The organism is Kitasatospora azatica KCTC 9699 (assembly GCF_000744785.1).
GTDB lineage: Bacteria > Actinomycetota > Actinomycetes > Streptomycetales > Streptomycetaceae > Kitasatospora > Kitasatospora azatica.
The window spans coordinates 2,304,060-2,319,236 of the sequence record NZ_JQMO01000003.1; the positions used below are offsets into that span (position 1 = coordinate 2,304,060).

Annotated in this window: 12 protein-coding genes and 1 tRNA gene; 8 read left to right on the top strand and 5 right to left on the bottom strand. The window is 71.3% G+C overall.

Annotated elements, in window-relative coordinates; genetic code table 11:
- Window positions 1-154 precede the first annotated feature (154 nt).
- Window positions 155-2,716 carry an ABC transporter permease gene (locus tag BR98_RS20940; protein WP_035846812.1) on the bottom strand — a complete coding sequence of 854 codons (2,562 nt, stop codon included), beginning with the start codon at window positions 2,714-2,716 and terminating at the stop codon, window positions 155-157.
- On the bottom strand, window positions 2,716-3,486 hold the full coding sequence (locus BR98_RS20945) for an ABC transporter ATP-binding protein (RefSeq protein WP_035846817.1): 771 nt from the start codon (window positions 3,484-3,486) through the stop codon (window positions 2,716-2,718). Before BR98_RS20945 ends, BR98_RS20940 begins: the two co-directional genes overlap by 1 nt.
- A 315-nt stretch (window positions 3,487-3,801) precedes the next feature.
- Here BR98_RS20945 and BR98_RS20950 point away from each other — a divergent pair.
- Both BR98_RS20950 and BR98_RS20955 read left to right on the top strand, forming a co-directional pair.
- A tRNA-Leu gene (locus BR98_RS20950) sits at window positions 3,802-3,886 on the top strand.
- A gap of 44 nt (window positions 3,887-3,930) precedes the next feature.
- Window positions 3,931-4,311 (top strand): hypothetical protein, encoded by a 381-nt coding sequence (locus tag BR98_RS20955; RefSeq protein WP_035846819.1) that lies wholly within the window; start codon window positions 3,931-3,933, stop codon window positions 4,309-4,311.
- 129 nt (window positions 4,312-4,440) lie between these two features.
- Here BR98_RS20955 and BR98_RS20960 read toward each other — a convergent pair whose 3' ends face one another.
- The 3 genes from BR98_RS20960 to BR98_RS20970 all read right to left on the bottom strand — a co-directional run bounded on the left by BR98_RS20960 (window position 4,441) and on the right by BR98_RS20970 (window position 8,105).
- A complete protein-coding gene (locus BR98_RS20960) occupies window positions 4,441-5,406 on the bottom strand; it encodes a hypothetical protein (RefSeq protein ID WP_035846822.1) in 966 nt (321 codons plus the stop codon).
- A gap of 376 nt (window positions 5,407-5,782) precedes the next feature.
- Complete coding sequence (locus tag BR98_RS20965) at window positions 5,783-7,003, bottom strand: acetyl-CoA C-acetyltransferase (protein ID WP_035846824.1); 1,221 nt, start codon at window positions 7,001-7,003, stop codon at window positions 5,783-5,785.
- 46 nt (window positions 7,004-7,049) lie between these two features.
- Window positions 7,050-8,105 carry an SGNH/GDSL hydrolase family protein gene (locus BR98_RS20970; protein ID WP_035846826.1) on the bottom strand — a complete coding sequence of 352 codons (1,056 nt, stop codon included), beginning with the start codon at window positions 8,103-8,105 and terminating at the stop codon, window positions 7,050-7,052.
- 158 nt (window positions 8,106-8,263) lie between these two features.
- Here BR98_RS20970 and BR98_RS20975 point away from each other — a divergent pair, with 158 nt between their 5' ends.
- From BR98_RS20975 to BR98_RS21000, 6 genes are all read left to right on the top strand, one after another.
- Window positions 8,264-9,664 carry a cystathionine beta-synthase gene (locus tag BR98_RS20975; protein ID WP_035846828.1) on the top strand — a complete coding sequence of 467 codons (1,401 nt, stop codon included), beginning with the start codon at window positions 8,264-8,266 and terminating at the stop codon, window positions 9,662-9,664.
- 541 nt (window positions 9,665-10,205) lie between these two features.
- The gene (locus tag BR98_RS20980) at window positions 10,206-10,538 is read left to right on the top strand and encodes a hypothetical protein (RefSeq protein WP_035846830.1); all 333 of its coding nucleotides are present in this window, start codon (window positions 10,206-10,208) and stop codon (window positions 10,536-10,538) included.
- Window positions 10,539-10,814: 276 nt separating this feature from the next.
- Window positions 10,815-12,014 carry a L,D-transpeptidase gene (locus tag BR98_RS20985; protein WP_083976786.1) on the top strand — a complete coding sequence of 400 codons (1,200 nt, stop codon included), beginning with the start codon at window positions 10,815-10,817 and terminating at the stop codon, window positions 12,012-12,014.
- Between the two features lie 77 nt (window positions 12,015-12,091).
- Entirely contained in the window at window positions 12,092-12,577 is a 486-nt protein-coding gene (locus BR98_RS20990) for a DUF1203 domain-containing protein (RefSeq protein WP_035846834.1), read from the top strand.
- A gap of 176 nt (window positions 12,578-12,753) precedes the next feature.
- Window positions 12,754-13,806 (top strand): LPXTG cell wall anchor domain-containing protein, encoded by a 1,053-nt coding sequence (locus tag BR98_RS39485; RefSeq protein WP_035846836.1) that lies wholly within the window; start codon window positions 12,754-12,756, stop codon window positions 13,804-13,806.
- 159 nt (window positions 13,807-13,965) lie between these two features.
- A complete protein-coding gene (locus BR98_RS21000) occupies window positions 13,966-15,120 on the top strand; it encodes a cystathionine gamma-synthase (protein ID WP_035846838.1) in 1,155 nt (384 codons plus the stop codon).
- Window positions 15,121-15,177: the final 57 nt, after the last annotated feature.

The window sequence follows — 15,177 nt, forward strand, 5'->3', positions numbered from 1 at the left end:
GTCGCCGGACCACGACCTCCGTGGTGCTCAGCCGGTTGTGCGAACCGGGCGGAGTACAAGAACGAATGACGAAAGGGCCTCGGCCCGGTGGTGAGGACCCACCGGGCCGAGGCCCTTTCGGTTGCGCCGCTGACGCTCCGTCAAGCGCTCCTGATCAGCCGCTCTTGATGCTGTCCAGGATGTCCAGCCCGGCGGCCCGACGCGAGGGCCAGATCGCGGCCACCAGGCCGACCAGCCCGGCCAGGCCCAGGAAGAGCAGCAGCTTGGCGTAGGGCAGCACGGTGGTCAGACCCTCGATGCTGCTCTTCAGCGTGCCGTTGACCGCCCAGGCCAGGAAGCAGCCGAGCCCGAGGCCGAGTGCCGCCCCGAAGAGCGAGATCACCACCGACTCCAGTCGGATCATCCGCTTGATCCCGCTGCGGGCCAGGCCGATCGCCCGCAGCATCCCGATCTCGCGCTTGCGCTCGAACACCGACATCGCCATGGTGTTGACCACGCCCAGCACGGCGACCAGCACCGACATGGCCAGCAGGCCGTACATCATGTTCAGCGCGAAGGCGATCTGCGAGCTGACCTTGTCCCGCAGGTCCTGCTTGGTCTGCACCGTGATCAGCGGGTTGTCCCCGCCGGCGTCCACCAGCGCCTGCCGCAGTGCGCCGTCCTCGCCGGCCGCACCCCGGATCAGCACCGCGTTGGTGCTCGGTTCGGCGCCGTGCTGGACCAGCGCGGCGTTGCTCAGCACCAGCGGCTTGACCAGCTTGTTGTCGGCGTAGACACCGCCGACCGTCAGGGTGCCGCTACTGCCGTCCGGGAAGCCGGCCGCCACCTTGCTGCCGACGCTCAGCTGGTTGGTCCTGGCGAGGTCGGCGTCGACCAGCAGCTGCCCCTGGGCGAGCGCCGCCGTGGAGCCGCTGGTCATGCTCAGGTGCAGCACCTGGTCGACCGGGGCCGCGTCGATCCCGGTGACGACGCGCTTCTTGCCGGCGATCTCGAAGGAGGACTCGGTCAGCGAGGCGGCGGCCGTGACCCCGGGGGCGTGGGCGGCCCGGGCGGCGATCTCGGGGGAGACGCTCATGCCGTTGGAGAGCTCGATCGCGTAGTCGGCCCGCATGGTGTCGGTGACCGCCCGGTCCAGCACCCCGTTGATCGAGGCGCCGAGCACGGTGAGCGCGCTGACCAGGGTCAGGCCGATGGTGAGCGCGGCGGCCGTGGCGGCGGTGCGGCGCGGGTTGCGCACCGCGTTCTGCCGGGCCAGCTTGCCGGAGATCCCGAACAGCCGGCCCATCGCCGGGCCGATCAGCGCGATCACCGGCCGGGAGAGCAGCGGGATCAGGATGAAGGTGCCGATCAGTGCGGCGACCGCGCCACCGGCCACGATCCACTTCCCGTTGGAGCCCGCCGAGGAACCCCAGAGGATCAGGCCCAGGCCGGCGCCGCCGATCACCGTACCGACCGAGTTGCGCAGCACCAGGCTCTTCTGGCTGGCCGGCTGGTCGCCGCTGCTCATCGCGGCCACCGGGGCGATCCGCGAGGCCCGGCGGGCCGGCAGCACCGCGGAGAGCACGGTGACCAGAACACCCGTCAGCAGGGCCACCAGCACCGTGACCGGACTGATGATCAGCGGTCCGGACGGCGTGCTGCCCCCGGTGGAGAGCGCGCCGATCAGCGACTGCAGCCCGGCACCGATGCCCACGCCGGCGAGCAGGCCGGCCGCCGAGGAGAGCGCGCCGATCAGCACGGCCTCGACCAGCACCGAGCCGGTGATCTGCCCGCGGCTGGCCCCGATCGCCCGCAGCAGCGCCAACTCCTTGGTGCGCTGGGCGATCAGCATGGTGAAGGTGTTGGCGATGATGAAGCTGCCGACGAAGAGCGAGATGCCGGCGAAGGCGAGCAGCATGGTGCGAACGCCGCTCATCGCGCTGGAGACCTCCGCCTTCTCGGCGTCCTGCAGCTGACGGGCGGTCTTGGCGGTGATCTCGCCGCCCTGCGGCAGCACCTGGTTGACCTGGTCGAGCAGCGCGTCCTGGCTGCTGCCGGCCGCGCCGACCACCTGGATCCGGTTGAACTGACCCGGGGTCAGCAGCAGCTGCTGGGCGGTCGCGGTGTCGAACAGGACCAGCGGGTTGCCGGCGTTCACGCTCGGGTCGTCGGTGCTGAAGACGCCGGTCAGAGTGGTGTCCATGGCCGGGCCGTTGGTGGCCACCCGGACCTTGTCGCCGACCCGGTAGCCGCCCTTGTCGGCGGTCGTGCGGTCGAGCGCGATCTCGCCGGCGCGCTGCGGCCCGCGGCCCGGGGCCATCGGGTAGCGGGCGTCCTGACCGTTCGCGCCGGGCACGAAGTTGGAGCCGTTGGAGTCGCGGCCCTGGCCGATGCTCCTGCCGCTCCGGTCGGCGACCGCGGTGAAGCCGTCCACCACGCCGACCGAGCGGGCCACGCCGGGCAGTGCGGCGATCCGGTCGACCGAGCCGGCGGTCAGGTGCGGGGAGTCGGCCCCGGAACGGTCGGCAACCTCGGCGCCCGGCTGCGCGCCACGGTCGGTGACCTGGACCGAGAGGTTGGCGTAGTCCTTGGAGTAGCTGTTCTTCAGGGCCGAGCCGAAGGTGTCGGAGAAGATCATCGTGCCGGCCACGAAGGCGGTGCCGAGCAGCACGGCCAGGGCCGTCATCAGTAGCCGGCCCTTGTGGGCGAGCACGTTGCGCAGTGCGGTGCGGTACATCAGTTGGTCCGCCCCTTCGCGTCGAAGCGCCGCATCCGGTCGAGCACGGAGTCGGGGGTCGGGCCGGTCAGCTCGTCCACGATCCGGCCGTCGGCCAGGAAGACCACCCGGTCCGCGTAGCCGGCCGCGACCGGGTCGTGGGTCACCATCACCACGGTCTGGCCCAGTTCGCGCACCGAGTTGCGCAGGAAGGAGAGGATCTCGGCGCCGGAGCGGGAGTCCAGGTTGCCGGTCGGCTCGTCGGCGAAGATGATCTCCGGGCGGCCGGCCAGCGCGCGGGCGCAGGCGACGCGTTGCTGCTGACCGCCGGAGAGCTGGGAGGGACGGTGCGTCAGGCGCCCGGACAGGCCCACGGTGTCCACCACCGCGTCCAGCCAGGCCCGGTCCGCCTTGCGGCCGGCGATGTCCATCGGCAGGGTGATGTTCTCCAGCGCCGTCAGGGTGGGCAGCAGGTTGAAGGCCTGGAAGACGAAACCGATCTTGTCGCGCCGAAGCTGGGTCAGCTGCTTGTCCTTCAGCCCGACCAGCTCGGTGTCGCCGATGGTGGCCGAGCCCGAGGAGACCGCGTCCAGTCCGGCCATGCAGTGCATCAGCGTCGACTTTCCGGAGCCGGAAGGGCCCATGATCGCGGTGAACTCGCCCTGGCGGAACTCGACGCTCACGTTCTCCAGGGCGACGACCCGGGTCTCGCCCGCGCCGTACACCTTGTTCAGGCCAGTCGCACGGGCGGCCGCCCGGCCGGTGCCGACGGCAGCGGTCGTCGTGGTCATGGGGCAACTCCTGTCGGTCGACCGCCGTCGCTCGGCGGGTCGCTGGGGATACCTCCATGCTCCGGGCGGGCCGGCCCGGTTCTCGTCGGTCCGACGGACGGTTGGACGGCCAGCCGCGAGGCTTACAGCCGCCGGCTGCCCTCCTCCTGCGGGATGACGGGGACCCTGATGGCTGGAACCCGCTGGTCCATGTCCGAATCACGGACTGTTCGTCAGATGGCAAGGAAACATGACAACTTCCCCGCCCGGGAACATGCGAAAGGGGGAGCGGGACGACTAGGCTCAGGGTGGCCCACAACGGGCACAGCTGTTCCGGCCCGGATGGTGGAACGCAGACACGGGCAGCTTAAAACTGCTTGGCCGCGAGGCCGTGCCGGTTCGAGTCCGGCTCCGGGCACCATGGTTCGTGGCATTGGCCCGTTGCGGTCGAGTTAGGCTCGCCCCATGCCCGATCCCCTTGACCTGCAGGATGCCGTCGACGAGCTGGCGGACCGTTTCCGCGCGATGCCGCAGAGCCGGCTGCTCGGCGCGGTGCCCGGCCACCCCTCACGCGCGGCCGCCGCCCTGGCGCTGGCCCGCGAACTGGCGGACCGGGCCCAGCTGCTGGAGGAGGGGCCGGCCCGGGAACCCCGAGACTTCCCCGAGGCCGAGGCCTTCACTGTCGGGGACCAGCTGGCGGTGGCCGGGCACGACCTGGTCGGCGCGCTCACCGCGCTCGGCGGCGAACAGGTGATCGAACTGCGCGACGGCGCCCACCGCACTGCGGCCGACCTCCTGGCGGAGGCGGTCGCGGCGGTGGGCGCCGTCGGGAGGCTGTGCGGCTGAGTGCGCCGCTGTGAGGGGGTGTGCCGGTGTGAGGGGTGCGCAGCTGTGAGGGGTGTGCCGGTGTGAGGGGTGCGCAGCTGTGAGGGGTGCGCCGGTGCGGCCGAGCGCGCCGTGGCCGCTGAGACCGCGTCAGATACTGGCCACCACGCGGTCGGCCAGCACGTAGACGGTCTCCTCGGCGGTGGAGAAGGTCAGCGAGTACGAGCCGGAGAACCGCGAGCCGCCGAGCAGCCGGACGTCCTCGCCGGCCCGCACCGCGTCGATCAGCCGGTAGGCCGCCTCGCGGTCACCCGGGGCCACACAGAGCGTGGTGCCGTCGGCGAAGGCGTAGACGTCCAGGGTGCCCAGCGGCCCCGGGCGGACGTCGGTGAGCGCGATCCGCTCCTCGGCCAGAGCGGTCAGCCGGGTGTCGGTCCACTCGCGGGACGGGGCCTGGCTGGGCACGAAGTCCGGGTGCGAGGGGTGGCGGCGCGGGTCGGGGGCCGGGGCGGGCTCGGCCTCGGCGGCCGGGTCCGGGTCCAGCAGGCCGGCCTCGAGTCCGGTGGCCAGCAGGTCGGCCTCGCGGCGGGCCCGCTGGTCGCCCTCGCCACCCTGACCGGGGGCGCCGGGCGCGCTGGGGTGGCCGGTGGCCGGACCGGGCAGCGGGCCGCCGTCGTTGATCATCTCCTCCAGCGCCGAGCGCAGTGCCTCGCCGAAGGCCGGGTCCATGGTGCCCGCGTTGTCGACGGCCTCTTCCGGGCCGGTCGGGCGGGGGAAGAAGACCGGCCAGTTCTCCACCGGGCCCAGTCCGTGCAGGCCGCTCAGCCCGTGGCCCAACTCCCCGGAGGCGCTTGCGAACGGAGTGTCGAGCAGCGGGTCGTCCTCGGCCGCCCGGGCCTCCTGCTCGGCCCAGAACGCCCGGGCCTCACTGATCTCCCGTTCCCGGTCGGCGGCCAGCGCCTCGGTGACGGCGCGGCGTATCGCGGCCTCGTCCAGTACCGCCGGCGCGGCGGCCTCGGCGGCGGCCAACCGCCGGGAGAGGCCGCGCACATGGAGCAGGATCGCGGAGGTGACGGCGATCAGGATCAGCAGAAGGGTGACGTACACGGCGCTCACGGAACGTACTCCTCGCGCGGAGTGGAACGGGGGAACGTCTCCACATTGCCGTATGGGCGGGTGGTACTGCAGGGGAAGATGTCCGAAATGTCCGTGACGTTGGTCATTGTCCGAAAATCCCAAAGGTGCCTGGTGTACGCTGCGCAGTTGCATGACTCCGGGGGGTCGAATTCGGTGCCCCGGGAAACAAGTTGAGGGCCGAATCGGCACGTGCGATGCGATCCGACCCTCAACTACGTTGCGTAACTTTTTTCGCTGAGGTCTAGCTGAGTCTCAGCTCAGTCGCTCGAATTCTCTTTGGCCGCTTGGTGAGCTGCTCCTCCGCTGCGGGCGGGTGCCGCCTCGTTCCTCGGCGACCCCCACCCTCCGCTGCGTCTCAGCTCAGGCGCTCGATCACCATCGCCATGCCCTGGCCGCCGCCCACGCACATGGTCTCCAGACCGAACTGCTTGTCGTGCCACTGCAGGGAGTTGATCAGGGTGGTGGTGATCCGGGCGCCGGTCATGCCGAAGGGGTGGCCGACCGCGATCGCGCCGCCGTTGACGTTCAGCTTGTCCAGGTCGACGCCCAGGTCCCGGTAGGACGGGATGACCTGGGCCGCGAAGGCCTCGTTGATCTCCACCAGGTCGATGTCGCCGATGGTCAGCCCGGCCCGCTGCAGCGCCTGGCGGGAGGCCTCGACCGGCCCGTAGCCCATGATCTCGGGGGAGAGCGCCGAGACGCCGGTGGAGACCACCCGGGCCAGCGGCGTGATGCCCAGTTCGCGTGCCTTGGTGTCGGACATGATCACCAGGGCGGCGGCGCCGTCGTTCAGCGGGCAGCAGTTGCCCGCAGTGACCGTGCCGTCCGGCCGGAAGACCGGCTTGAGGCCCTGGACGGCCTCCAGGGTGACCCCGGCGCGCGGGCCGTCGTCGGTGGCGACCACGGTGCCGTCCGGGGTGGTCACCGGGGTGATCTCGCGCTCCCAGAAGCCGGCCTTGATCGCGGCCTCGGCCAGGTTCTGCGAGCGCACGCCGAACTCGTCCTGGTCGGCCCGGGTGACGCCCTTGAGCGCGGCCAGGTTCTCGGCGGTCTGGCCCATCGCGATGTAGGCGTCCGGCAGCAGCCCGTCCTCGCGCGGGTCGTGCCACTCTCCGCCGCCCTCGGCGGCCCGCTGCGCGGTGCGCGCCAGGGCCTCGTCGAAGAGCGGGTTCTGGGTGTTCGGCATGCCGTCCGAGGTGCCGTTGATGGAGCGCGAGACGGTCTCCACGCCGGCCGAGATGAAGACGTCGCCCTCGCCCGCCTTGATCGCGTGCAGTGCCATCCGGGTGGTCTGCAGCGAGGAGGAGCAGTAGCGGGTGATGGTGGTGCCGGGCAGGTAGTCCATGCCCATCTGGACCGCGACGATCCGGGCCAGGTTGTGGCCCTGCTCGCCGCCGGGCAGGCCGCAGCCGAGCATCAGGTCGTCGATCTGGCGCGGGTCCAGCTGCGGGACCTTGGCCAGCGCGGCCTGGATGATGTGGGCGGTCAGGTCGTCCGGGCGGACGTCCTTGAGCGAGCCCTTGAAGGCCCGGCCGATCGGCGAACGGGCGGCGCTGACGATGACGGCTTCGGGCATGACGGCTCCTCGGTAGTGTCGGGCTGCTACGGAGGGAAAGTTACTCTCAAGTAGCGCGGGCGTCACCTGGCTCGGGGTGTGAACTGGCTGACGCGGTCGCCTCGGCGGGGGTCGGCAGGCCGAACCGCAGCCGGTGCTTGACCAGGGCCCAGCGCCGCCCGCCCGCGCCCTCGGCGGCGGAGGCCACCTCGGTGCCGGACTGGCCGGCCGCCGTGGCCGCCGCGACCGCCATCGGCAGCACCGCCTCGCGCCGACCGGACGGCTCCGGCTCGGTGGCCTCCGGCCAGAGGTCGAGGGCCGCGCAGAGCGAGGGCAGCACCGCCATCGCGGCCGTGGCGTAGCCCTGGGCGGAGGGGTGGAAGCGGTCGGAGGCGAACATCTCGGGCCGGGCCGCGAACTCCGGGCCCAGCAGCGAACCGAGCGAGACGGTTCGCCCACCCGCCTCCACCACCGCGATCGTCTGGGCCGCCGCCAGCTGTCGGCTGACCCGCCGGGCGATCCAGCGCAGCGGTGGCCGGACCGGCTTGATCGTGCCCAGGTCCGGGCAGGTGCCGACGACCACCTGGCAGCCCAGCGTGCGCAGGTCCCGCACCGCCTCGCCGAGCAGCCGGACGGCTTGGGTGGGCGGGGTGTGCCGGGTGACGTCGTTCGCGCCGATCATGATCACCGCGATGTCGGGACGGGACGCCAGGGCGAGCCGCACCTGGCGTGCCAGGTCGTTCGAACGGGCGCCGGAGACCGCGACGTTGACCAGTCGGACCCGGCGCTCGGCGACCGAGGCCAGGCCGGCGGCGAGCAGCGCCCCCGGTGTCTCGCGGGCGCGGCGCACGCCCAGGCCGGCCGCCGTGGAGTCGCCCAGGAAGGTCAGCACCAGCGGCTGCTCGCCGTCCTGGGCCGGGTCGGCGAAGCCGTCCCCGTAGACGCCGTCCGCCTTCGGCGGGTCGCCCTCCAGGATGCCGACCGCGCGGATCGCCAGTCGGCTCTCGGTGATCAGCACGCCGGCCAGGCCGACCCCCAGCAGGCCGAGGCCACCCCCGCCGTAGGCCGCCGCGGTGGCGATCCGGCGGGCGACCCTGGCTCTCGACTGCTGCACCCCTGGCATTCGGCGACCCCCTTCGCGTGCGCGGTGTTCTTGACCGACAGTTTCCCCGCTGCGTGCATACCCCTGGACACCTTCGCGCTACCGGGAGGCATCGGCCATCTGGCGCCATAGGCTTGGGATACCGAAGAACGCCATGGCCACAGACCGGGAGGACCCCCGTGCGGTACCACAATTCGATCATCGACCTGGTTGGAAACACTCCTTTGGTGAAGCTCACCAAGGTGACCGAGGGCATCTCCGCCACGGTGCTGGCGAAGGTCGAGTACTTCAACCCCGGTGGGTCGGTCAAGGACCGCATCGCGATGCGCATGATCGAGGCCGCCGAGGCTTCCGGCGCGCTCAAGCCCGGTGGCACCATCGTCGAGCCGACCTCCGGGAACACCGGGGTGGGACTGGCGATCGTGGCCCAGCAGAAGGGCTACAAGTGCATCTTCGTCTGCCCGGACAAGGTCTCCACTGACAAGATCAACACGCTCCGCGCGTACGGCGCCGAGGTGGTGGTCTGCCCGACCGCCGTGGCCCCCGAGCACCCCGAGTCGTACTACAACGTCTCCGACCGGCTGGTCCGGGAGACCCCCAACGCCTGGAAGCCGGACCAGTACTCCAACCCGGAGAACCCGGCCTCGCACTACCACTCCACCGGCCCCGAGCTGTGGGAGCAGACCGAGGGGAGGATCACCCACTTCATCGCCGGCGTCGGCACCGGCGGCACCATCTCCGGCACCGGCCGCTACCTGAAGGACGCCTCGGGCGGCAAGGTGCAGGTGATCGGCGCCGACCCGGAGGGCTCGGTCTACTCCGGCGGCACCGGCCGGCCGTACCTGGTGGAGGGCGTCGGTGAGGACTTCTGGCCGACCGCCTACGACCGCACGGTGGCCGACGAGATCGTGGCCGTCTCGGACAAGGACTCCTTCCAGATGACCCGCCGCCTCGCCAAGGAGGAGGGCCTGCTGGTCGGCGGCTCCTGCGGGATGGCCGTGGTGGCCGCGCTCGAGGTGGCCCGCCGGCTCGGTCCGGACGACGTGGTCGTGGTGCTGCTGCCGGACGGCGGCCGCGGCTACCTGTCGAAGATCTTCAACGACGACTGGATGGCCGACTACGGCTTCCTGCCGACCGCCGCCGACGAGGCGCACATCGGCGAGGTGCTGGCCCGCAAGGACGCGATCGAGCACGAGGGCATCCCGCAGTTCGTGCACATGCACCCGGGCGAGACGGTCGGCGAGGCGGTGCAGGTGCTGCGCGACTTCGGCGTCTCGCAGATGCCGGTGGTCTCGCCCGGCGCCGGGCACCCGGACATCATGGCCGGCGAGGTGATCGGCTCGGTGGTCGAGCGCGACCTGCTGGCGGCGCTGTTCAGCGGTGGCGCGCAGCTCACCGACCTGCTGGAGCAGCACATGTCGCGGCCGCTGCCGGTGGTCGGCTCGGGCGAGTCGGTGACCGGGCTGATGAGTGTGCTGGAGCAGGCGGACGCCGCGGTGGTGCTGGTCGAGGGCAAGCCGCAGGGGATCGTGACCCGGCAGGACCTGCTGGCCTTCATGGCCGGGCGGGCGGCGCACTGACCTCCACCGCGCACTGGCCTCCATCGCGCACTGGCCTCCATCGCGCACTGGCCTCCATCGCGCACTGGCCTCTGGCGGGCGGGTGCTGACTATGTTTCAGGGAATCGTTCGTTTTCCGACCAAGTGGTACACCCGCGTCACCTGGGCGCAGCACTCGGTTAACAACGTTCCTGCATCGTATTGAGCACGGCAAGACGCCGAGCGCGATGGCGGTAGTGACCGGGAGCGGCTCCCCGGGCACTGCGGTCATCGGGACACACGGACCGGCCCTGACCCGGTGACCTGTGTCTCCCTCCGCCTTCGGGAGGAGGGGCCCCTCGTGGGGGTCGTCGTCGTCCCGCCCCTGTACCGGTCCTCGGCCGGGCGCAGGGTGCGGCGACTCCCACGGCACCTCGCGCCGTCATGGCGCGGCTCCGCGGCTCCCGGGTGGGGGAGCGAGGCGGAGCACCGGCAGGGCCGGTCCTGGGTCTCCCCGGGCCGGCCCTCGCCGTTGGGCAGGTGTGTTTGGGAAGTTGCCGGGGTCCTCCCCTACGCTCGCCCCATGACCAGCACCGAAGGCACCAACATCGAAGACACCGACGCCCCCCGCTACGTCCGCCTCAGCATCGAGCTGATCGCCGAGATCACCGACGAGGGGGCCCTGAAGGCCGCCGCGCTGGCGCAGGTCGAGGCCGACGAGTACCTGGACGACGAGGAGCGCGCCCAGTCCGTCGAGGCGATCGAGGTGGACCCGTCGGGTTCGCTAGCCCACTTCATCGACCCGGTCGCGCTGCTCGGCGACGTCCCGGGCATCGAGCTGACCCAGGCCACCTGGGAGTCCGCGCAGACCGCCTTCGACCCGGAGGACGACAGCTACGAGTTCGAGGTCGAGTAGTCGACTTCGGGCAGTTCGTCGGGTCGTCAGTCCAGCCCACTACTTTGCAAACTTTGCATACCGCCTTGCCGTGTGTCGGCTGGGCGGTATGTCCATTTTTGGCGCTATCTTTCATCGTCTCGTACGATCTGAACCTCTTCGTGGAACCGGGTTCGCCCAGGCTTGCGTCAGTAAGTCCGATATGACCCACCGGAGTCGGCAGCAGGGAGACGGAACGTGACGACACGGCAGGAGCAGGAGCGCGAAGCGATACCCGGGGGTTGGAGCCGGCGCGGCATGCTGGCCGGACTGATCGGTGCCCCGGTCCTGCTGCTCGCGGCCTGCAACGACAGCAAGGGCGGCAGCAGCTCCGCCGCCGGGCAGGCGGGGGCGGGTGGCGGCGCGAACCCCTCGCCCCGCACCTCCGCGGCCGTGATCACCGTCTCGCCCGCCGACGGCACCGCGGGCGCCGCCTTCACCGCGCCGGTCACCGTCGCCGTCGCCGCCGGCACCCTCAGCTCGGTCAAGGTCACCGACCCGACCGGCCGCGAGATACCCGGCCGGCTCGCCCCGGACGGGGCGAGCTGGACCACCACCGGGCCGCTCAGCAGCAGCACCAAGTACGCCGTGGCCGCCGTCGCCGCCGACAAGGACAGGCTCGCCGCCGACGCCACCACCAGCTTCACCACCGCCACCCCCGCCAGCACCTTCGTCGGCCACTTCAGCCCGGAGGACGGCTCCACGGTCGGGGTCGGCATGCCGGTCTCGATCACCTTCAGCACCCCGGTGACCGACCGCAGGGCCGTCCAGCAGGCGATCACCGTCCTCGCCGACCCGGGCGTCGAGATCGTCGGGCACTGGTACTCCAGCACCCGGCTCGATTTCCGCCCCGAGCAGTACTGGGCCAAGGGCACCAAGGTCACCCTGAAGCTGCGGCTCAAGGACGTCGAGGGCGCCAAGGGCGTCTTCGGCACCCAGTCCAAGGACGTGAACTTCACCGTCGGACGGGCCCAGACCTCGGTCGCCGACCTCGCCGCCGGCACCCTCACCGTCACCACCGACGGCCAGGTCAGCGCCGTCTGCAAGGTGATCGGCGGGGCGCCCGACCACCGGACCTGGGGCGGAAAGATGGTCATCTCCGAGCGCTTCACCCAGACCCGGATGAACTCCGCCACGGTCAACCTCGGTGACGAGTACGACATCCCCGACGTCCCGCACGCCCAGCGCCTGACCACCTCGGGCACCTTCATCCACGGCAACTACTGGTCCGCGCCCTCCGCCTTCGGCCACACCAACGCCAGCCACGGCTGCATAGCCCTGCGCGACGTCAAGGGCGCCGGCGACCCCGGCACCGACGCCGCGAAGTTCTACGCCTCCTCGATCACCGGCGACGTGGTCGAGGTCGTCAACTCCGGCGACCGCACGGTGGATCCGGCCAACGGCCTGGGTGACTGGAACATCGGCTGGGCCGACTGGAAGGCCGGCAGCGCAGTCTGACGGTGCGCCAGTCGCCGCTCGATCGCGGCGACCGAATCCCGCCAGCCCGCCGGCCCCCGGATCGGCAGGCTGGCGGTATGACCTACACCGTCAACCCGATTGCTCCCGCTGTCCTCGCCGAACTGCGCCGCCTGGACGACGCGGGCGACGTGCCGGTCCGGGTGCACACCGTTGAAGGCGGCGCCCCGCTGCGCTGCTGCCTGCGCCGCGCCGATCCCGGCGCCGACCTGCTGCTGCTCTCCTACGCCCCGCTGCGCCGCTGGGCCGACGAAGTGGGCGCCCACCCGGGCCCGTACGACGAACTCGGCCCGATCTTCATCCACGCCTGCCCGCAGGACTGCCCCGGTGCCGGCCCCGAGTACCCGACCGCCATGCACCAGGGCGACCGCGTCTTCCGCGCCTACGACCACAACGGCCACATCCTGCGCGGCGTGGTGGTCGAACCCGACCCCGCCCTCGCGGATGAGGTTCTCACCGCCATGCTCAGCGATCCCCAGGTCGCGGTCGTCCACCTCCGAGCGGTGGAGTTCGGCTGCTTCCAGCACGAGGTCCGGCGCGCCTGACGGTTGCTGCTGCCGACTTCGCGCCTGCCGACCTCGCGCCTGAGGCCGGCTCGACATTGCGGCCGGTAAGGGTAATTGGCTCGTCCGAACCGGTGATCCTTCGGTGCTGCATGCGACCCACCACTCTCGATAGGACGTAGACAGAAGATCGGTTTTTCCGATCTTCTAGGAGTGCCATGCGCGCCCGCATCACGAGTCTGCTCATCTCCGGACTCGCATCAGCCGCCCTCGTCTTGGCCGGCAGTAGTACGGCTCACGCCGCCACGGTCACCGAACAGTCCGCCGAATCCCAGCCGCTGGCGTTCCAGAGCGGGTGGCTCGACAGCTTCCTGCAGCTGGCCGCCGAGGGATCCGGGCCAGCGGCGGAGGACCAGCTCGCCGACCAGGGCCAGTCCGCCGACCAGGGGCAAGCCACCGACCTCATCCGCCCCGGCATGCGGGTCGACTCGGACAGCGACCGGTCCTCCGAGTTCGCCCTGCCGCAGGAGTTCACGGACTCCGCGGCGCAGCCGGCCGAAGTGGCCGCCCCGACCGGTGGGTTCGGCGCGCCGGGCCAGTCGCTGTTCGGCGGCCTGCCGATGGTGCAGCCGCAGGATGTCCCGCAGACGCTGGTGCAGGGGACGTCCGGCGAGCACGGCGGCAAGCCCGGCAAGGAGCACGGCGAGCACGGGACGAAGCCCGGCGAGCACGGCGCCAAGCCCGGCCCCAGCCAGGGTCAGGGCCAGGGTCAGGGTCAGAAGGACGACCAGGGCCAGCAGCAGGGCCAGGGTCAGAAGGACGACCAGGGTCAGCAGCAGGGCCAGGGCCAGAAGGACGACCAGGGTCAGCAGCAGGGCCAGGGCCAGAAGGACGACCAGGGCCAGCAGCAGGACCAGGGCCAGGCCCAGGACGTCTCGATCACGGTGATCGTGGAGAACAAGCAGGACAACAAGCAGGAGGTCAAGCAGGACAACAAGCAGGAGGCCAAGCAGGAGCAGGACAACAAGCAGGCTCAGGACAACAAGCAGGACAACAAGAACATCAACAAGATCGGCGTGTCGGAGGAGTCCCTGGCCCCCCACGCGGCCAAGCCGGGCCACCACCCGGCCCCGCCGCAGGCCGCCGCTCACCCGGAGAAGGGCGAGCTGGCCCACACCGGCGCCGACGTGCAGACGCTGATCCCGGTCACCGCCGCCCTCATCATGGCCGGCGGAGCGATGGTGCTGTTCACTCGCCGTCGGCGCGCGTAACGGCTGCCGCACTTCCTGAGCAGTGGTCAGACGGCCCCCACCAGGCAGGTGGGGGCCGTCTGCTGTCCGCTCGGGACGGTGCGACGACGAAAGGGCACCCTGCCGGCGCCACGCCGTCAGCCCGCGCCCCGGTTCCCCCTTGGCACTACTCTCAGGCGTATGACTGAGCACCAGCACCCTCAGGGCTTCGAGACCATCGCCATCCATGCGGGTCAGGAAGCAGACCCCCGGACCGGGGCGGTCGTCCCTCCCATCTATCAGGTGTCCACCTACAAGCAGGACGGGGTGGGCGGGCTGCGCGGCGGCTATGAGTACAGCCGGTCGGCGAACCCGACGCGGACGGCGTTGGAGGAGTGCCTGGCGGCGCTGGAGGGTGGGCAGCGCGGGCTGGCCTTCGCCTCCGGGTTGGCTGCCGAGGACACCCTGCTGCGGACGATCCTCAAGCCCGGCGACCACATCGTGATCCCGAACGACGCGTACGGCGGCACCTTCCGGCTGTTCGACAAGGTGCTGAGCCGCTGGGGGGTCAGCTTCGACGTGGCCGACACGCAGCACCCGGAGAAGGTGCGCGAGGCGATCAAGCCGAACACCAAGGCGGTCTGGGTGGAGAGCCCCAGCAACCCGCTGCTCGGCGTGACCGACATCGCCGCGGTGGCGCAGATCGCGCACGCCGCCGGGGCCCTGCTCGTGGTGGACAACACCTTCGCCAGCCCGTACCTGCAGCAGCCGCTGGCGCTGGGTGCGGACGTGGTGGTGCACTCGACCACCAAGTACATGGGCGGGCACTCGGACGTGGTGGGCGGCGCGCTGGTGGCGGCCGACGCCGGACTGGGCGACGAGCTGGCGTACCACCAGAACGCGATGGGCGCGGTGGCGGGCCCGTTCGACTCCTGGCTGGTGCTGCGCGGGATCAAGACGCTGGGTGTGCGGATGGACCGGCACAGCGCCAACGCCGAGCAGATCGTGGCGCTGCTGGCCCGGCACCCGAAGGTCACCCAGATCTACTACCCGGGCCTGGCCTCGCACCCGAACCACGAGGTGGCCGCCAAGCAGATGAAGGCCTTCGGCGGCATGGTCTCGTTCCGGGTCGCGGGCGGCGAGGAGGCGGCCGTCGCGGTCTGCAACAAGGCCAAGCTGTTCACCCTCGGTGAGTCGCTGGGCGGTGTGGAGTCGCTGATCGAGCACCCCGGCCGGATGACGCACGCCTCGGTGGCGGGCTCGCTGCTGGAGGTCCCGGCGGACCTGGTGCGCGTCTCGGTGGGCATCGAGTCGGCGGACGACCTGGTCGCGGACCTGGCGCAGGCGCTGGACTAGGGCCGGTTGCCAGTCGTCAATTGGGCGCTCCTGGTATCGGGAGCGCCCTAGGCTGGC